Source organism: Corynebacterium sp. ACRPH (assembly GCF_022347285.1).
GTDB lineage: Bacteria > Actinomycetota > Actinomycetes > Mycobacteriales > Mycobacteriaceae > Corynebacterium.
Genome location: NZ_JAKRND010000002.1, coordinates 186,583 through 203,962, shown reverse-complemented (window position 1 = coordinate 203,962; position 17,380 = coordinate 186,583). Strand labels below are relative to the sequence as shown.

At 65.6% G+C, this 17,380-nt stretch carries 16 protein-coding genes; 11 read left to right on the top strand and 5 right to left on the bottom strand.

Features of this window, described 5'->3' with window-relative positions; all coding sequences use genetic code 11:
• Positions 1 to 4: 4 nt before the first annotated feature.
• Positions 5 to 490, bottom strand: coding sequence for a phage holin family protein (locus MHX66_RS01920; RefSeq protein ID WP_239199097.1), 486 nt, complete (start codon positions 488 to 490; stop codon positions 5 to 7).
• A gap of 120 nt (positions 491 to 610) precedes the next feature.
• Between MHX66_RS01920 and MHX66_RS01915 the strand changes: the two genes are divergently transcribed.
• The gene (locus tag MHX66_RS01915) at positions 611 to 1,396 is read left to right on the top strand and encodes a hypothetical protein (protein WP_034984533.1); all 786 of its coding nucleotides are present in this window, start codon (positions 611 to 613) and stop codon (positions 1,394 to 1,396) included.
• Positions 1,397 to 1,405: 9 nt separating this feature from the next.
• Here the strand turns inward: MHX66_RS01915 and MHX66_RS01910 are convergent, their stop codons facing one another.
• On the bottom strand, positions 1,406 to 2,242 hold the full coding sequence (locus tag MHX66_RS01910; protein ID WP_239199050.1) for an HAD family phosphatase: 837 nt from the start codon (positions 2,240 to 2,242) through the stop codon (positions 1,406 to 1,408).
• Positions 2,243 to 2,396: 154 nt separating this feature from the next.
• Between MHX66_RS01910 and MHX66_RS01905 the strand changes: the two genes are divergently transcribed.
• The 6 genes from MHX66_RS01905 to MHX66_RS01880 all read left to right on the top strand — a co-directional run bounded on the left by MHX66_RS01905 (position 2,397) and on the right by MHX66_RS01880 (position 7,291).
• On the top strand, positions 2,397 to 3,602 hold the full coding sequence (locus MHX66_RS01905; protein WP_239199047.1) for a hypothetical protein: 1,206 nt from the start codon (positions 2,397 to 2,399) through the stop codon (positions 3,600 to 3,602).
• 27 nt (positions 3,603 to 3,629) lie between these two features.
• A complete protein-coding gene (locus tag MHX66_RS01900; RefSeq protein WP_239199044.1) occupies positions 3,630 to 4,805 on the top strand; it encodes a TadA family conjugal transfer-associated ATPase in 1,176 nt (391 codons plus the stop codon).
• Between the two features lie 15 nt (positions 4,806 to 4,820).
• On the top strand, positions 4,821 to 5,972 hold the full coding sequence (locus tag MHX66_RS01895; protein ID WP_239199041.1) for a type II secretion system F family protein: 1,152 nt from the start codon (positions 4,821 to 4,823) through the stop codon (positions 5,970 to 5,972).
• A 142-nt stretch (positions 5,973 to 6,114) separates the two neighbouring features.
• Positions 6,115 to 6,474: a DUF4244 domain-containing protein gene (locus MHX66_RS10530; RefSeq protein ID WP_255717077.1), complete on the top strand. Its 360-nt coding sequence runs from the start codon at positions 6,115 to 6,117 to the stop codon at positions 6,472 to 6,474.
• A 152-nt stretch (positions 6,475 to 6,626) separates the two neighbouring features.
• The gene (locus MHX66_RS01885) at positions 6,627 to 6,935 is read left to right on the top strand and encodes a hypothetical protein (RefSeq protein WP_239199038.1); all 309 of its coding nucleotides are present in this window, start codon (positions 6,627 to 6,629) and stop codon (positions 6,933 to 6,935) included.
• A 32-nt stretch (positions 6,936 to 6,967) separates the two neighbouring features.
• Complete coding sequence (locus MHX66_RS01880) at positions 6,968 to 7,291, top strand: Rv3654c family TadE-like protein (protein ID WP_239199035.1); 324 nt, start codon at positions 6,968 to 6,970, stop codon at positions 7,289 to 7,291.
• Positions 7,292 to 7,347: 56 nt separating this feature from the next.
• On the opposite strand, the gene MHX66_RS01875 is transcribed toward MHX66_RS01880, so the two are convergent.
• Complete coding sequence (locus tag MHX66_RS01875) at positions 7,348 to 8,511, bottom strand: lipase family protein (RefSeq protein ID WP_239199032.1); 1,164 nt, start codon at positions 8,509 to 8,511, stop codon at positions 7,348 to 7,350.
• Between MHX66_RS01875 and MHX66_RS01870 the strand changes: the two genes are divergently transcribed.
• Positions 8,504 to 8,725 (top strand): hypothetical protein, encoded by a 222-nt coding sequence (locus MHX66_RS01870; protein ID WP_239199029.1) that lies wholly within the window; start codon positions 8,504 to 8,506, stop codon positions 8,723 to 8,725. The genes MHX66_RS01875 and MHX66_RS01870 overlap by 8 nt on opposite strands.
• Positions 8,726 to 8,807: 82 nt before the next feature.
• Here the strand turns inward: MHX66_RS01870 and MHX66_RS01865 are convergent, their stop codons facing one another.
• The gene (locus MHX66_RS01865; protein WP_239199026.1) at positions 8,808 to 11,198 is read right to left on the bottom strand and encodes a DEAD/DEAH box helicase; all 2,391 of its coding nucleotides are present in this window, start codon (positions 11,196 to 11,198) and stop codon (positions 8,808 to 8,810) included.
• 264 nt (positions 11,199 to 11,462) lie between these two features.
• Between MHX66_RS01865 and MHX66_RS01860 the strand changes: the two genes are divergently transcribed.
• The 3 genes from MHX66_RS01860 (at position 11,463) to MHX66_RS01850 (ending at position 15,837) form a co-directional block, all read left to right on the top strand.
• Positions 11,463 to 11,666, top strand: a complete 204-nt coding sequence (locus MHX66_RS01860; protein ID WP_005292238.1) for a cold-shock protein — start codon at positions 11,463 to 11,465, stop codon at positions 11,664 to 11,666.
• Positions 11,667 to 11,890: 224 nt separating this feature from the next.
• Positions 11,891 to 14,893 (top strand): type I DNA topoisomerase, encoded by a 3,003-nt coding sequence (topA, locus tag MHX66_RS01855; RefSeq protein ID WP_239199024.1) that lies wholly within the window; start codon positions 11,891 to 11,893, stop codon positions 14,891 to 14,893.
• 41 nt (positions 14,894 to 14,934) lie between these two features.
• Positions 14,935 to 15,837, top strand: coding sequence for a CoA transferase (locus tag MHX66_RS01850; RefSeq protein ID WP_239199021.1), 903 nt, complete (start codon positions 14,935 to 14,937; stop codon positions 15,835 to 15,837).
• Here MHX66_RS01850 and MHX66_RS01845 read toward each other — a convergent pair.
• The gene (locus MHX66_RS01845; protein WP_005292231.1) at positions 15,834 to 17,366 is read right to left on the bottom strand and encodes an adenylate/guanylate cyclase domain-containing protein; all 1,533 of its coding nucleotides are present in this window, start codon (positions 17,364 to 17,366) and stop codon (positions 15,834 to 15,836) included. The two genes, MHX66_RS01850 and MHX66_RS01845, sit on opposite strands and share 4 nt — an antisense overlap.
• Positions 17,367 to 17,380 lie beyond the last annotated feature (14 nt).

Genomic DNA, 17,380 nt, shown 5'->3' with positions numbered 1-17,380 from the left:
GGATTTAGGTGTACATTCCCGGGCGGCGCGCGGAGGAAGAGCCCTTGCCCTTCTGCGGGATCACGGTCTTCAGCTCGCCGACGGACTCGATGGTCTTCTCCGGCTTCTTCACGCCCTTGACCTGCTTCAGGCCAACCAGAGCCAGGATGGCGACCAGTACCAGCATGAACAGGAAGACGACCAGGAAGGCCGCCCAACGCCACATGAAGGTATCCAGTGCCTCGGCGATGGTGAAGAAGAGGAAGAAGGAGCTGTAGGCCAGGATGATGGCGGCAGCGCCGAACAGGCCCACGCCGATGCCGGCCTTCTTGGCGGAAGTAGCGATCTCGGTCTTTGCCAGCTCGACCTCGGAACGAACCAGGGAGGAAACCTGCGCGGAGGCATCCTTCACCAGGTCACTGATGCTGGCTTGACCCTTGGCATGGGTATCCACATCCGACAGCGGAATAGCGTTAACCTTCGGGTTAAAGCTATCGCGGTCGGTGAACATGCCATCGTGATCGTTGTTGCTCACTGTTAAAACTCCTGGGGGGTTACACCTAATTGACTCCCCCCTAGTTTGCCAGACCACGGGGAAGATTGCGCGCGCGGGTGCATTATTGTCTTAAATATGTCTGACAATTCTGCGCAAGACCCACTCGCTGGACTGGCTGAACTGCCCGGAGTGCCGGAGGCTGTGGCCCAGGCCAACGACCACCTGGCGCGCCTGCACCGCCACCCCGCCAACCTGCGTGGCTGGGATGTCACGGGCGCGGAATCGGTGCTGCGCGGCGCGCGTGCCTCGGCGCAGCTGGACGGTGGCTCCCCGCGCTTGCCGGAGGACGGCCAGGTGGAGGATCCGATCCTGGCCGGCGCCCTGCGCGCCGCGGAGCTGCTGGCTCCGGACGGTGTGACGGAGACGGTGACTACCTGGCGGCGCGCCCCGCTGCAGATCATCGCGCGCATCAACGCGGTTGCTAGCCCGCAGATGTCCGACCCGGCATTTCGCCAGAAGGCCGCGGGGGATGCGGAGTTCCTGGTGCCGGGCCGCCCGCGCCGCTCCACGGATGCGCGCCTGCAACTGCTGGGCAAGTTCATCACCGGCGGCACCAAGGTGAACGCGACGGTGCTGTCCGCGGTGATCCACGGCGAGCTGCTGACGTTGCAGCCTTTTGCGGACGCCACCGGCGTGACCGCCCGCGCTTGCTCCCGCCTGGCGACTATCGCCACTGGCCTGGATCCGCGCGGCCTGGGCGTGCCGGAGGTCTGGTGGAACCGTCGGCGCGACGAGTACCAGGCGAAAGCCGAGGGGTTTGCCAGCGGCACCCCGGAGGGTGTGGCCGAGTGGATTGTTTTCCACGCCACGGGCCTGTCCGAGGGCTCGCTGGAGGGCAAGTCGATCGCGGACGCGAAGTAGAAGTAGCCGCTAGGCCTCGTCTGAACCTTCCTCGCGCCCGCGCCACCACATCGCCAGGCCGGTTGCGGCAATGCCGAGCAGAGCCAGGGTGGCGCCCGCCCCGGCGATCACCGCTGCCTGCGGAAATAGCGGTTCCGGGCGGACGAACTGGCGGATCGGCCATTCGGCCTCCGTCGCCTGCTTCTTCAGGGGGCGGTCCGGGTTCACGGCAACCGGGTTGCCCACCAGCTTCAGCATGGGGATGTCTGTGGCGGCGTCAGAATAAGCGTAGCTTTTCCCCAGGTCGTAGCCGTGTTTGCGGGCGAGCTCTAGGATGCGCTCGACCTTGGCGTGCCCCTTGTTGAAGTGCGTGACGGCGCCGGTGAAGCGCCCATCCTTTTCCTCCAGTTCGGTGGCGAACAGGTGATCCACGCCGAGTTCCTTGGCGATGGGCTGCACCATGACGGAGGCCGAGGCGGTCACGATGGCGATGCGGTGCCCCATCTTCCGGTGCCATTCGATCAGTTCGCGCGCCTCGGCGTAGATAAACGGGGTGATGACTTCCTGCAGGGCATCCTGGGCGACCTGGCGCAGGGGCTCGGATTCGCGATCCTTGATGATCCTGGTCAGGGCTTCTTTTGTGGATTCCAGCCCCTCCTCGGAGTGGGTGGAGAGCATGTAGTTGCCCAGCATCGCCATCATCTTCAGCACCTCGCCGGTATTGAGCAGGCCGCGTTCGGCCATCGGGCGGCGGTAGGCCAGGGATGCCGACGTGTCGATGATGGTCTTATCGAGGTCGAAAATGGCCAAAACTCGCTCTGCGCCCTTTGCGCGCGGTGGGTCTTGGTGCTGATTCACATGCGTCATTCTAGTAACATTGCACCACTTATGCCACTTTAATCTTTTTGCGTTTCGGGTTATTCACAGGGTCTAGGCCCGTTTTTATGACGCCACCCCGATTTTTCCACAGCCAAAAAATCAGGGGTACTTTTGCAAGCCCGCAACTGGGAGCCTTTGGTTCATGGGCACAGGGAAGTCAGCAAAGCAGAGCAAGGCAGCAGCCAAGAAGGCAAAAACAGCAGCAAGGAAGAAGGGGTGGGAGCAAACCGCACAGCTCCGGCCGGTGATCGTGGACATCGCGGACCCGCTGTGGAACAACGAGGCGCGCATGGTCGTAGCGGTGACCCGCCGGCCGATGATTATCCACGATGGTACGGAGGAGTTTGAGGCGAACCTGCTGCGCGAGCTAGATCGGAAAGAGGGGTTTACCTGCCAAAACTCGGCGATCGTGTTGAGCGATAGGGAAAGCGAGTTGACCCGCCACCGACTGGTGCGAGCGATTCGCGTGGATCAGCTGGAGCCCTCCCTGGACGCCGGTGGGGCGATGGTGTTGGCGGAGATGATTGGATCGAACGACGCGGTGCGCATCGCGGTGAGTTCGGCGGTAGGCGGTGCGGGGTCCAGCCTGTTTGCGGCCCAACTGGCCTACTACATGTCCTGCGAGGGAAGGCCTGCGGTGTTGCTGGACGCTGACCCGCACTCCTGTGGCCTGGATCTAGTGTTGGGCAAGGAACGGCGGCCGGGGCTGACCCGCAACCAAATCCCTGCCGACTGCGACTTCGACCAGCTGCGCAGCCACTTGCTGATGCTCGGCTTCGATAGCGCGGGCGGAAAGAAGATCAGCGCCGAAGGCGGGGCCGTTCCCGTAATCTACGCCGACCGTTACCCGACTTTCGGCGCACACAGTGGCGGCAGGGGACTGGACGTGGGCCAGCTGGCCGGGTTGATGCATGCAGATGATCTGGTGGTGGACTGCGGGCGCAGTCTGCCAGTGGCCGATAGCGCGAGCGCCGGATGGCAGGAGCAGTGGGGCGAAGGGGAACCCGACGTGCACATACTGGTGGCACCCCTGACCATCCAGGGAGTGACCGCCGCCAGCGCACTGCGAAACCGAATGCTGGAAAACGACCGAACCAAGCCGCTGATCGTGCTGCGGGAAGTCCCCGGCGCCTCCACCTCCGTGGCCGTTGCCGCGATGATGATGGACGAGGTTCCCGTAGCGGTGATTCGCCACGATGACCAGTGCACTCCCGCTCTGGATCGAGGCGAGGCCGAGTATTGGATTGAAAGCTCGCTGAAGCACGACCGCGCCCGCGGGCCGGTGCGCGAGGTGTGGGAGAAAATCCAGCACATCGTCGGCAACTGCGCGCTGCCAATCGCGGGCTAGGGGATAACAGGGACGGGGGAGACGCAGGTGGCGTCACTAAGGAAGAAGAACAAGAACAACCAGCCGGAAGCGGAGCGCGGGCTGCTGGCGATCGTGCGCGACGACCTGGCTGAACAGGGGATTAGTAGGCCGGACGAGCACGACCTTTCGCGCAGCCTGCACCTGATCGGGAAGGCGAGCGTGGAGAACGTGCGCACCCTGCAGAGGGAGTTCAGTGGGCTGGGGCCGCTGGCGGGACCGCTACAGGATGCGCAGGTGACGGACGTGGTGCTCAACGGCGATGGCAGCGTATGGGCGGATCGGGGCGAGGGCATGCAGCCGATAGACGGGGTGCAGATCGGCGTGGAGGCGGCGCGCGACCTGGCGGTGCGGATGGCGACGCTGTGCGGGGAGCGGCTGGACGAGGCCCGGCCCTTTGCCGACGGGGTGCTGCGCGAGCTGCCTCCGGACGTACCGGCGCAGGCGATCCGCGTGCATACGCTGCTGGCTCCACCGGCGGCGGGCGGCAGTTGCATTAGCTTGCGCGCGATTAAGGGGCAAAAGAACTCCTTGGATGCGCTGGTGCAAGGCGGTCTGGCCAGCGAGGAGATGGCGGGCGTGCTGCGGCGGATCGTGCGGGCGCGGCGGAACATCCTGATTAGTGGCGGGACGGGCGCGGGGAAGACCACCCTGCTGGCCGCGCTGTTGGCGGAGGTGGCCTACGACCAGCGGCTGCTCGTGGTGGAGGACACCCCGGAGCTGCTGATAGACCATCCGCACGTCGTGGCGCTGGCCACCCGCGAAGGCAATGCGGAGGGGGCGGGTGCGATCTCCATGACGGCGCTGGTGAAGCAGAGCCTGCGCATGCGCCCGGACCGCATCGTGGTGGGCGAGATCCGCGGCCCCGAAGTGGCGGACCTGTTGGTTGCCCTGAACACCGGGCATGCGGGCAGTGCGGGGACTATCCACGCGAACGACCCGGCCAGCGTGCCGGGGCGGCTCGAGGCGCTGGGTGCGATGGCCGGGCTGGATCGGATAGCACTGACCCGCCAGGTAATCGACGGAATAGACGTGGTGCTGCACGTTTCCCGCACGGAGCAGGGGCGACGGCTGACGCACATCGGGCGGCTGGTCGGCGACGAGCGGGCGCGCATTGAGGTGCTGTGGCACTGGCGCGACGGCGCCCGTGCGGGATTCGAGGAGTTCAGCGATGAGCTGGGCTGATGGGAGGGCAGAGATATGATTCCGGTACTTGCGGTGGTGGCGGGCGCATTGATGGTGGCTTTCACCCTGAAGGTCGTGGCGGGGCGGATGCTGCGGACCCGCAGGCAGATGAAAACCCTGGCCGGGGTGCGCGATGTGGTGGATGCCATCGCCCGCGAAGTGGCCGCGGGTGCCCGACCATTGGAGGCCGTCGAGCACGCGGCTGAGGGGTTGAAATCCGAGGCGCTGCGCCACGAGGTGGACGTTGCCTGCGTGAAGGTGCGCCTGGGCGCCGCGCCGGGTGCCGGATCTGGTGGCGCCGCACCGGGTGAGGGGACTGGTGGAACCGCGCCGGGCAGTGACGCCCCGAGCTCCCTTGCCCACCTATTCCACATCTGGGGCATCTCCCACCGCCACGGCGTGGGGTTGGCAGCGCTGGCCCGGGCGCACGTGACGGACATTGATGCGCAGCTGGCGCACATCTCGAAGTCCACCTCCGCGACGGCGGGCGCGCGGCTGACAGTCACGGTGCTGCTGGCGCTGCCGATCGGCGCAGTGGCGCTGGGGCAGAGCAGCGGGCTCGGCACGCTGACCTTTCTGCTGACGAATGTGCTGGGAGTACTGCTTTTCTTGACCGGGGTGGGACTGGTGTGCGCCGGCACCCTGTGGACGGAGCATCTGAGCGAATCGCTGACCGCATCCCCACTGGGCGGGGTGGGTGTGCGGGCCGGACCTGCCGGCTCCACACTCGTGGGTCCGCTGGACGCGGCCCGTGCCCTCGACGTTTCCGCGGCTGCGCTGCGTGCCGGAAAGGCATTGTTGCCAGCCTGGGACGTGGGGGTGGGGCAGTTAGTCCACGATGGTGAACACGATGGGGAAGGGGATCTCGGCCGCGCCATAGCGCTGCTGAACCTCGGTGGGGGGAAGGATGCCTGGCTAACGCTGGCCGAGCATTCCCTCTTTGGTCCCATCGCCCGCCAAGCGGCGCAGCAAACCCGCGCCGGAACATCGCTTGCCGATGGAATGCATCAACAGGCCGAACACCTCCGCCGCGTTGCCGCCGACAAGGCAACCGCCGGAGCCGAGAAGGTCTTGATCGCCTTGGCTGCACCACTGACCCTCTGCTTCCTCCCGGCCTTCGTCTTCGTCGGCTTGATACCGCTGGCCATCGGAATGGCCTCGCTCTAGGAGCTATGGGCACCGACGCGAGGTGAGGGCCACTCCTGGAGAAGCAACTCACAGTGGTTCACACGGACATCTGACATCTATCGAACTCAACTCACTCAACACGGCGGCGCGCCTTTCGTGCCGCCGGGGAAGGACACTGACCATGACCACTCCAACCATCACCGCTCCAACCACTCTCACTCCAACTACACCCACGTCGACCGCTTGCACACCGATTGCGGTTCCGGAGCAGTTCAAGGCCGCGCCGGTCAAGACGGACCCGAGCACTGGAATTGCGGAAGAAACATATTCTGACCTGCACCCAATCACTCGTTGGTGGAACCACATTATCGGCGCTATCTATAGTCGATACGCCGATGAAAGGGGTATGTCCACGGTGGAATACGCCTTGGGCTGCGTGGCGGCAGCTGCCCTCGGAGCGCTGCTGTACACCGTCGTGACCTCGGACACCGTGGAGCAGGCACTCAGCGGAATTTTCGATAGGGCACTGAACACAAAGTAGCCCGGAAAGCTCCTGGTTAGCCGCCGGGGCCACACCACGCCCCGCGCTCCTGAGCTCTTCAAGGCTCGGGCGCGTGGGGGGCGTCACTAAAAACACACACCACGAACCACACACCACGAACTACGCACAAGAATCTTTAACCAGGAACGAACATGAACACAGTCGAAGGCGCCATCGTCCTGTCCGCCATAACGCTCGTCGCCGGTGGATCCGCCGCGGGATTGGTCACTATGTCGCAGGCAGCCTCGGCGCAATCGCTGGCGCGGACCGTCGCCCGGGCCGAAGCGCGTGGCGGCGATGGGGTTGCGCTCGCCAGGCAGATTGACGCCACCGCGGCCGTCTCCACAACCCGCGAAGGTAGTGCGGAATCGCCGCTTGTGCGGGTGAAGGTTACCAAGGACGGGGCTTTGTTCGACGTCCACGGCGAGGCCGTCACGTTGGTGGAGCCGGACGGCGAATAGAGGGGATCGAGTTAGATGACGGGGAGTGAAAGATGAGCACTGTCTATGGGGCGATGGTCACGCTCGGCGTCCTGTCGGTGGTTTCCCTGTTGGCTATCGGCAGCGCCATGCTGGGTCACAAGGAGCAGGCCAGCACGGCCGCGGACCTGGCCGCGCTATCGGCGGCGATGGTGGTGCAGACGGGCGAGGGCGAGCCGTGCGATACTGCGCGCAGCATCGCCGGTGCGAATGGTGCCGACGTGGAAAACTGCGAGGTCAAAGGCGAGTTCGTGACGGTGGACGTCACCACCCGCATTGGCTCGAACTCGCGTATCCTCCCGCAGAAGGCGCAGGCCATCGCCGGGCCAGCGGAGTAGCCGGGCGCACTGCTAAGGGGGTGCGAAGCGTGGGCGCGAAGGCGTGCTTGCGCGGGCTAAGCGTTGCGGAACAGGTTCGCCAGGAACGGGGTGGAGTGTACCTGCGAAGCGGGTACGGTTCCGCCGTGGTCGGTGGGATACCAGTGAACCTCCACCCGCTGGTTACGGCTGCGCATATCCCCGATGAACTGATTGATCCACATGTCCGTATTTAAGATGATGCCGATAGGAGTGGGCACATCCATATCCTTCAGGCCGTGGCCCAGGAAAACCGGCTTATCGTAGCCAGTCGCAGGAGTTTGCATGAACTCGCGCAGTGCGGGCTCCAGACCCGGCACCTCGCGGAGCGGCTTGGAGAACGCCCGTGCGACATTGGTGCCCTTTAGGGCTTCGGAAAGCTCCGGATAACAAGAATCCTCGGAGGCCTTCACCATGCGCTTGCCCTCGTCAGTCAGGGCGGAATCGACATCCACGTTTGGGTTGGCCTCTCGGAACGCCGCGACAATATACATCGCGTAAGTGTTCAACCCGGCTGGTAGGGGAACCGGCGGGAAGGTCGGGCTGCCCGCCAGCACGATCTCCTCAACATAAGCCGGGGCGCCCGTGGCCACCGTGCCCAGGAAGTTGAGGTTCGCTTGCTTGCTCCGCTCCGTTGCCCGCAGCGCGACGTGCAGGGCCGCGCCGCCGCCCTGGGACTGGCCAATGACCGCCCAGTTGCGGGAAAGCTTCTGGCCACCCTGCTTCACCGCAGGTAGATCCTGCGCGGCGATCACGGAATCCACCACGTTAGCGGCGGTGGACTTGCCGTTGAGGTAGCTCATCAGCCCCTCGGTGCCCATGCCCGCATAGTCACTGGCGACGATCGCATAGCCCTGGTTGAGCCAATGGTTCAGGTAGTCGTGATCCCGCTGGGAGCGCGGGTTCATCGACGGAGTGCACTGATCCGCTAAGCCCACCGTTCCGTGCGCCCACGCCAACACCGGCCAGCCACCAGCCGGAGCCTTGCCCTTCGGGAAGAACACCGCACCGGTGGAAGGCGAGACCGTCCCGTGCTGGTTGGTCGTCGAGTAGCTGAAGCGGAACTGCTGGCCAGCCGCAGACAAACCGACCGCCGGATCAAGCGGAACAGTGTTCATCAGCGCCCCCGCCTTAGCTGGAACCGCGCCGATCTTCAGCCCACTATCCACCGGGCTGCCCGCGAAAGGAGCCGGGGTGCGCATCGGCTCGCCCTTGTTGACCAGTGCGGAAGCGCTCGACTGCGGTCCGGACGGCGTCGGTGCCGAGGAGGCCACCCCTGCCGGCGCTGACCCTGCTGGCGCCGACCCAGAGGGCGCTACGGACTGCGCGGTGGCCACCCCGCCCATCCCGGACAACGCAACTAAGGACATCGTGGCGGCGATGCTCGCCTTAAAACCCCGCCGGAACTCAGTATGATTTTTCCCAAAAAAAGGCTTCATGGGGGAAAGTATATTCTCAGGCGAGCTGGGATGTGGGCGTCCCAAAGAAAAACAGTGAACTAACCCGCCGCCCCGGCTAGCGCCCGCAACAACAACACCGCACCCGCCTTGAACAGCGGATCATTGCCGTTGCCACACTTCGGCGACTGCACACAAGATGGGCAGCCGGACTCGCACTCGCAGGTCTCCACGGTCTCGGCGGTGGCGGCCATCCACTCGGCAAAGCGCGCAAAGCCCTGTTCGGCGAAGCCTGCGCCGCCCGCATAACCGTCGTACACAAACACCGTCGGCAGGCCCGTATCCGCATGCAAAGCGGTAGAAACGCCACCAATATCCCAGCGGTCGCACGTTGCGATCAGCGGCAACAGGCCTATCGCCGCATGCTCCGCGGCATGCAACGTCCCTGGCCACGTCGGCTCCGGCAGCCCCAGATCCAGCAGCACGTCCGGATCCACGGTGTAAGCCACCGCGCGGGTGCGCAGCGATTCCGGCGGCACGTCCAACGGAACGGTCTCCAGGATCTCGCCGCCCGGCAGGCGCTTCCGATAACCGCTGACGGTATGGGAAACCTCCACGTCCACATCCGCCAGCCACACCCCGTCGCAGACCTTGCGTGTCCCCCGCGTGCGCCGCACCGCAATGTCGGTCTCGCGGATCACCTGGGTGGTGTACTCCGGGAACTCGGGCCGCACCCACGCCACGGATTCCTCCAGGTCCAGCAGCTGCACTACAAACGTCTCGCCCTGGTGCATGTACACCGCCCCGGTGTGCACGTCCGACGTTGCGCGCGACTGGTCCACCGTGCCCAGCAGTCGGCCGGAATCGGCCTCCACGATCGCCACCTGGGCTGCCGCCCCGCCGCGGATCGAGACCCGCGAATGCACCTGCTCCGCCACCTTCAGATCCGCGAAAATGCCCCGCGGCCTGCGCTTTAGCGCGCCCTGGCGCAGCAGGTGCTCCACCACCCGCTCCGCACCCCAGTGCGCCACCTCCGCCTCGGACAGGGGTTTTTCCGCCGCCGCGCACACCACATGGTCGGCCAGCACGTAGGGGTTCGTCGGGTCGAACACCGTGTTCTCCACCGGCCGGTCCAGCAAAGCCTCCGGGTGGTGCAGCAGATACGTATCCATCGGGTCGTCCGCGCCGACCAGCACCACCAGTGCGCCCTGCCCGCGCCTGCCCGCGCGCCCGGCTTGCTGCCGGAAGCTGGCGATCGTGCCGGGGAAGCCGCTGGTCACCACTACATCTAGCCCGCCGACGTCGATGCCCAGCTCCAGCGCGTTCGTCGAGGCGATGCCCAGCAGCTCGCCGTTGTCGAAGCGACGCTCCAGCTCGCGGCGATCCTCCGGGGTGTAGCCCGCGCGATAGGCCGCCACCCGCACCGCATCCGCGCTGCGCCCCAGCGCCGACAGTTTCTCCGCGGCGGCGACGGACACCACCTCCGCGCCGCGCCGGGAGCGCACGAAAGTCAGCGTCCGCGCGCCTTGGGCGATCGCCAGCCCCATCACGTCCGCGGCCTCGGAGTTCGCCGCCCGCCGTACTGGCGCGCCATTCTCGCCCTCCACGTCCGGCAGGAACCCGGGCTCCCACAGCGCGACGGTCCGCTCGCCCGCGGGCGCCCCGTCGTGGGTCACCGCTACCACCTCCGGCCGCCCCGTCAGCCGGCGTGCGTGCGCGGCCGGATCCACGCTGGTCGCGGACGCCAACACGACCGTCGGAGCCGTCTCGCACAGCCGTAGCAGCCGCCGCAGCACCATCGCCACGTGTGCGCCGAACACCCCGCGGTACACGTGGCACTCGTCGATCACCACATAGCGCAGCGTGCACAGCAGCCGGCTCCAGGACCGCGGGTTCCCCAGTATCGAGGCGTGCAGCATGTCCGGATTCGTCACAATCACCCGCGCCTGGTCGCGGATCACCCGTCGCGTCTCGGGCGGGGTGTCGCCGTCGTAAGTGGCCACCATGATGTCGTTCAGGTTCGCTGCGCCCGCGCACATCCGCGCCAGTGCCGCCCGCTGGTCCTGCGCCAGTGCCTTCGTCGGTGCAATATAAAGAGCCGTCGCGGTGCTCGCCGTAGCCAGGTCGCTCAAGGCCGCGAGTTGGTAGCCGAGGCTCTTTCCGGACGCCGTGCCGGTGGCAACCACCACATCCCGGCCCGCATGTGCGTGGCTCGCAGTCTCCACCTGATGCGACCAGGGCACAGAAATTCCCTGCTCATGCAGGTATTCCACCAGGGTCTCGTCGGCCCATTCCGGCCACTGCGCCGTTTGTGATTGGCGGGCGGGGATGGTGCGCGTATGGGTGACGGTGGAGCGCGGAAACTCGGGCGTCAGATCGGCCAGAAGTTCCTCGCCGAACGACGGGGCTGTGCCGCTCGCTGGGCTGCCTGCCGTGCTGCCCGCAGGACCGTCGGGCGCGGAGTCTGGGGTAAGGGGCGTGGGGTCAGACATTAAAGTCAGTTCTAGACCCATTAGGGGGTGGATACAAGTTATTGTCCTGCGGAATCCAAACTCGCCCGAATGTTTAACCCGCAACGTGGCAGACTGTCGTGTGGTTATTAAAATCCTCGGAACTTTTCCGCTCGCCTCGGCGTGAGGTGGGGTCTCGTTGGGTTTTGGGCCGATTGGGTTGGAAACGAAGTATCTTCCGACCTCGGCGTTTGGTGGTCGCAGAAGACTTGCGCCGGACAGATTCAACAAGATAGGTAGAAATTCATGGCACAGGGAACCGTCAAGTGGTTCAACGCGGAGAAGGGCTTTGGCTTCATCGCCCCGGACGACGGATCTTCCGACGTCTTCGTCCACTACTCTGAGATCCAGGGCAGCGGCTTCCGCACCCTCGAGGAGAACCAGAAGGTCGAGTTCGAGATCGGCGAGGGCGCCAAGGGCCCGCAGGCCCAGAACGTCACGGCTCTTTAAACCCACAGGGTTTCAGCAAGCCCCCGCCCGCGGTGCATATCGCGCCCAGGCGGGGGCTTCGCCGGTTAAGGCCGCGCCTACCCCGGTTGCAAATAAATTGCGTAAACCGCGTAGTGTCGCTTAGAAATGCGTAAGTGGCCCCCGGAAAGAACCATTGCAATAAACCTGTATAAACAATGGCACCCGGCAAACTTAAGATTTTGAAGGATGTGTGAAATCAACCGATGGCAAACGATGACGTCAAACGTCTAGTGATCGTTGAGTCGGCGACGAAGGCCAAGAAGATCGCCCCGATCCTGGGGCCGAACTACATCGTTGAGGCTTCCGTCGGGCACATCCGTGACCTCCCCCGGGGCGCGGCAGACGTACCGGCCAAGTATAAGAAGGAGCCGTGGGCGCGTCTGGGCGTCAACGTCGATAAAGATTTCGAGGCGCTCTACGTCATCAGCCCGGACAAGAAAAAGAAGGTCTCCGACCTGAAGGCAAAGCTCAAGCAGGTCGATGAGCTGTACCTGGCGACGGACCCCGACCGTGAGGGTGAGGCCATCGCGTGGCACCTGCTCGAGGTGCTGAAGCCGAAGGTGCCGGTGCGCCGCATGGTGTTCCATGAGATCACGAAGAACGCCATCCTCGAGGCCGCGCAGAACACTCGCGAGCTCGATTACGACCTGGTCGATGCGCAGGAATCCCGCCGCGTGCTGGATCGCCTGTACGGCTACGAGGTCTCCCCGGTGCTGTGGAAGAAGGTCATGCCGCGCCTGTCCGCCGGCCGCGTGCAGTCCGTCGCCACCCGCGTGATCGTCGAGCGCGAGCGCGAGCGCATGAAGTTCGTCGCCGCGGAGTACTGGGACTTGAGCGCCACGTTCGGCGTGGTAGATGCTGTTTCTTCTCTTGATGACGCCGCCCCGGACTCCTTTGAGGCACGGCTGGCAACGGTCGCTGGCAAGCGCGTGGCCCAGGGCCGTGATTTTGGCGATGACGGCAAGCTGAAGGCCAGTGCAAAGGAGACCTTTGTGCTGGACGGGGCGAAGGCGAAGTCCCTGGCCGACGGGCTGCAGGGCCAGGAGTTCGCCGTGACGGCGGTGGAGGAAAAGCCCTACACCCGCCGCCCGTACCCGCCGTTTATGACCTCCACCCTGCAGCAGGAGGCTGGCCGCAAGCTCCGCTTCACCTCGGAGCGCACGATGCGCATTGCGCAGCGCCTGTACGAAAATGGCCACATTACTTATATGCGTACCGACTCGACCACCCTGTCGACCGCCGGTATTGAGGCCGCCCGCAAGCAGGCCAAGGAGCTCTACGGTGCGAAGTTCGTGGCCGATGGTCCGCGCCAGTACTCCCGCAAGGTGAAGAACTCGCAGGAGGCTCACGAGGCGATCCGCCCGGCGGGCGAGACCTTCCAGACTCCCGGCCAGCTGAGCAACCAGCTGGATGCCGAGGAGTTCAAGCTCTACGAGCTGATCTGGCAGCGCACCGTGGCCTCCCAGATGGCCGACGCGAAGGGCCAGTCGATGAAGGTCACCGTCGCCGGCGACGCGAAGTCGGGCGAGACCTGCGAGTTCACCGCAACCGGCCGCACCCTGACCTTCCCGGGCTTCCTGAAGGCCTACGTGGAGGTCAGCCGCACCGCCGATGGCCGCGACGTGGCCGATAACGCGGAGAAGCGACTGCCGCAGCTGACCAAGGGCGACGAGCTGAACGCGCGCGACGTGGCCGCCGACGGCCACTCGACGAACCCACCTGCCCGCTACACCGAGGCCTCGCTGGTGAAGAAGATGGAGGAGATGGGCATTGGCCGCCCGTCGACCTACGCATCCATCATCCGCACCATCCAGGACCGCGGCTACGTGCTGCCGCGCGGCAACGCGCTGGTGCCCTCGTGGGTGGCCTTCGCCGTCGTCGGCCTGCTGGAGCAGAACTTCGGCGCGCTGGTGGACTACGACTTCACCTCCGCGATGGAGGACGAGCTGGATGCCATCGCTGCGGGCGATCAGGACCGCGTGAACTGGCTGAAGGGCTTCTACTTTGGTGATAGCTCCCGCCCGGAAGCCCCGGGCGCGGTCGTTCCCCGCCTCGGTGGACTGAAGCACATCGTGGGCGACAACCTGGAGCAGATCGACGCCCGCCGGGTGAACTCCTTGCACATCTTCGATGATGAAAACGGCGTGCCGATCGTCGTCCGCGTGGGCCGCTACGGCCCCTACCTGGAGCGCATCAAGCCGGTACCGGAAGGGGCACCGGAGGGCGCCGAGCCGGAGGTACAGCGCGCCAACCTGCCGGAATCCATGACCCCGGACGGGCTGACCCTGGAGGTGGCCGAGAAGCTCTTCGCCACCCCGCAGGGCGGCCGAGAGCTGGGCACCAACCCGGCCAACGGGCGCACCATCGTCGCCCGCGAGGGACGCTACGGCCCCTACGTCACCGAGGTACTCGGCGAGGACGAGGAATCCCGCGTGGCCGAGGAGGCCGTGAAGGTCTGGGAGGCCGAGCGCGACGAGCAGGATCGCGAGCGCGAGGCCGAGGGCAAGAAGCCGCTGAGCCGCGAGACCAAGACCGCGCAGGCGCAGAAGGAAAAGCGCGTCAAGCAGATCGTCGAGGAGACGCTGAAGCCCAAGACCGCCAGCTTGTTCAGCGACATGGAGCCAGCCAGTGTGACGCTGGAGGAGGCCCTGAAGCTCATGAGCCTGCCGCGCGAGGTGGGCGTCGACCCGAGCGACAACGAGGTGATCACCGCCCAGAACGGCCGCTACGGCCCCTATCTCAAGAAGGGCAAGGACTCCCGTTCGCTGGCCAACGAGGAGCAGATCTTCACGATCACCCTCGACGAAGCCCGGCGCATCTACGCCGAGCCGAAGCGCCGCGGTCGTGCCGCCGCGCAGCCACCGCTGAAGCAGCTGGGTGATAACGACGTCTCCGGCAAGCCGATGTCCGTCAAGGACGGCCGCTTCGGTGCGTATGTCACGGATGGCACCACTAACGCCTCCCTGCGCAAGGGGGATACCCCGGAGACGATGACGGACGCCCGCGCGAATGAGCTGCTGTCGGAGCGGCGCGCCAAGCAGGCAGCCGAGGGCTCGGCACCTGCGAAGTCGAGCCGCAAGGCCGCAAAGAAGTCGGCCAAGAAAACGACGAAGAAGACGACCAAGAAGGCCGCGAAGAAGACGACGAAGAAGACCGCCAAGAAGCCGCCGACGCTGACCAAGCGCACGGTGAAGAAGTCTCGCTAATTCGCCCTTACTTTTGGGTGGGAACTGATACGTTTATAAGCATGAATCAGCTCCCGAACTTCACCGTCGTCACCCTGGCCCCGAACCTGCCCGGTCCCGTCGCCGCCAAGCGCCTGCATGAGCTCGGAGGCACCGTCATCAAGGTCGAAGGCCCCGGCAAGGCCGCCGACCCCATGCGCCTGTACTGCGAGCCCTACTACCAGCACCTGGTGGAGGGTCAGGAGGTGCGCAGCATCGACCTGAAGCAGGAATCTGGCCTGCAGGAACTACACGAACTGCTGGCAGAGGCGGACCTGCTGCTCACCAGCTCCCGCCCGGCTTCGCTGCAGCGCCTGGGGCTCGGCTGGGAAGACCTCCACGCACGCTACCCGTCCTTGGCACAGGTGGCGATCGTCGGCCACTCCGGCGAGCACGTCGACGTCGCCGGCCACGACCTGACCTATGAGGCACACGCGGGCACCCTTTCCTTCAACGGCGATGAGCCCGTCATGCCCGTAGTTCCCATCGCCGACCTGGCGGGCGCGGAACGTGCCGTCTCGCAGGCGCTGGCAGCCCTGTGGCAGGCAAGCGCCACCGGCCAGGGCAGCTACCACGAGGTCGCCCTGGCGGACATGGCCACGGAATTCGCCACGCCAGCCCGCTTCCGCCTGACCGGCCCGGACACTCTGCTGGGTGGCCTGCTGCCGGGTTACGGCCTCTACCAGGCCGAGTGTGGGGGCTGGGTGGCTATCGCCGCGCTGGAACCGCACTTCTTCGTCGGCCTCATCGAGGCGCTGCACGCCGAAGGTCTGCTGCCGGAAGGCACCACGGCCGAGCAGCTGCAATCCAAGGGGATCACCACCGAGCAGCTGGCCGCGGCAGTGGGGCAGAAGACGGCGGCGTGGTGGGACGAGGTGGCGTCGAAAAGAAACCTCCCCATCGCCGCAGTACGGCGCGGAGCCTAAGCCTCCGAGCGATCGGCTAAGGTCGCGCGGATGGGGCGGGCGATCTGCGTCATCTCGCGGCGGCCGCGCAGCTCCACGGACTTCATCATGGTCCAGCGGGCCTGCTCGGCCTCGTTGGCCGCACGCAGAGTTGCAGCGCTGGTCAGCACCTGACCGGGGGTCTTCTTCGCCAGATCCGTCAGGCGGGCGGCCTGGTTTACAGCGTCGCCGATCACGGTGTATTCGAAGCGATCCTTCGCGCCGATGTGGCCCGCGACGACGGACCCGGCGGCCACGCCGACTCCCGCGGCGAACTCCAGCCCCTGCAGCTTTGCCTTCAGCTCGCGGGCGGCGGCCAGGGCGTGGCCGGCCACATCATCCAGCGGCAAAGGTGCACCGAACACGGCCAGCGCAGCATCGCCCTCGAACTTGTTGATGATGCCCTTGTTGGCGTGCACGACCTCCACCACGCGGTCGAAGAACTCGTTGAGGGCCTTCACCACGTGCTGCGGTTCCTTCTCCGTGGCAAACCCGGTGGAGCCGATCACGTCCACGAAGAGCACGGCTACGTGCCGGGTTTCGCCGCCCAGCTCCGGCTTTTCCTCCAGCGCGCGGCGGGCAACCTCGGTGCCGACGTAGCGGCCGAAGAGGTCCGAGACCCGCTGGCGCTCCTGCAACCCGCGCATCATCTCGTTGAAGCCGGCCTGCAGCACGCCGATCTCCGAGGAGTCGTAGATCCGCACGTCCGTGTTCACTTTGCCGCGGCGCACGCGGTTGATGGCGTACTGCAGCTCGCGGATCGGATCGGCCACGGCCATGGAGAACAACATGGTGCCCATAAAGCCGGTCAGCAGAGTGGTCAGTGCCAGCGCAAGCATCGCCGGGATGATGCCGCCGGAGTCTTCTGGGTAGAACTCGGTGGCCGCAGCGAAGAGCAGTAGCACCATGCCCAGCACCGGCACGGCGGAGGTCAGCGCCCACGTCGTCATCAGGCGGTGCGAAAGAGGGGACAGCCGCGAGTGGTCCGGCGCGCCCTTGGCCAGCGCCTTCGCGGCGACTGGGCGCACCAGGCGCTCGGCCTCCATGTACGTCATCAGGCTCACCATCATGCCGCCGAGCGTGGCCGTCACGCCGACAGTTATGCCCCACTCGGTGCTATGCCTCCAGGCCACGACGGTGAACAGCACCACCCCGATGCCCCACAGCACAATGCCCGTGACGGTCTGCAGCAACGGAATGCGCAGCACCAGGTCGCGCACCATGTTCGGGTCGTAGGCCTGCGGTGTGCGCTGCCAGCGCAGCACGGGAGCGAAGAAGTACAAAGTCATCGCGATGCCGGCGACCACGGCCACTCCGAAATAGATCAAGTACAGCGAGGCGATGGTGGTATCCGGGCTCGTCAGCTCACGCGCGGCGGGCAGCGGAATGAAGAAGCGCAGGAACGTCGCCACAGCGGTAGCGCCGATAACGTTCGTGGCCAGAACGGTTGCTGCGTACAAGGGCCAGGAGGTTCCCCAGGCCCACGAGAGGTAGCGCAGCAGTTGTTTCATGCCCTTCAGATTAA

Bases quoted from the DNA above. Each gene is read 5' to 3' on its own strand.
- MHX66_RS01920 (WP_239199097.1), bottom strand. From the start codon at position 490: ATGTTCACCGACCGCGATAGCTTTAACCCGAAGGTTAACGCTATTCCG.
- MHX66_RS01915 (WP_034984533.1), top strand. From the start codon at position 611: ATGTCTGACAATTCTGCGCAAGACCCACTCGCTGGACTGGCTGAACTG.
- MHX66_RS01910 (WP_239199050.1), bottom strand. From the start codon at position 2,242: ATGACGCATGTGAATCAGCACCAAGACCCACCGCGCGCAAAGGGCGCA.
- MHX66_RS01905 (WP_239199047.1), top strand. From the start codon at position 2,397: ATGGGCACAGGGAAGTCAGCAAAGCAGAGCAAGGCAGCAGCCAAGAAG.
- MHX66_RS01895 (WP_239199041.1), top strand. From the start codon at position 4,821: ATGATTCCGGTACTTGCGGTGGTGGCGGGCGCATTGATGGTGGCTTTC.
- MHX66_RS10530 (WP_255717077.1), top strand. From the start codon at position 6,115: ATGACCACTCCAACCATCACCGCTCCAACCACTCTCACTCCAACTACA.
- MHX66_RS01885 (WP_239199038.1), top strand. From the start codon at position 6,627: ATGAACACAGTCGAAGGCGCCATCGTCCTGTCCGCCATAACGCTCGTC.
- MHX66_RS01880 (WP_239199035.1), top strand. From the start codon at position 6,968: ATGAGCACTGTCTATGGGGCGATGGTCACGCTCGGCGTCCTGTCGGTG.
- MHX66_RS01875 (WP_239199032.1), bottom strand. From the start codon at position 8,511: ATGCGCACCCCGGCTCCTTTCGCGGGCAGCCCGGTGGATAGTGGGCTG.
- MHX66_RS01865 (WP_239199026.1), bottom strand. From the start codon at position 11,198: ATGTCTGACCCCACGCCCCTTACCCCAGACTCCGCGCCCGACGGTCCT.
- MHX66_RS01860 (WP_005292238.1), top strand. From the start codon at position 11,463: ATGGCACAGGGAACCGTCAAGTGGTTCAACGCGGAGAAGGGCTTTGGC.
- topA (WP_239199024.1), top strand. From the start codon at position 11,891: ATGGCAAACGATGACGTCAAACGTCTAGTGATCGTTGAGTCGGCGACG.
- MHX66_RS01850 (WP_239199021.1), top strand. From the start codon at position 14,935: ATGAATCAGCTCCCGAACTTCACCGTCGTCACCCTGGCCCCGAACCTG.
- MHX66_RS01845 (WP_005292231.1), bottom strand. From the start codon at position 17,366: ATGAAACAACTGCTGCGCTACCTCTCGTGGGCCTGGGGAACCTCCTGG.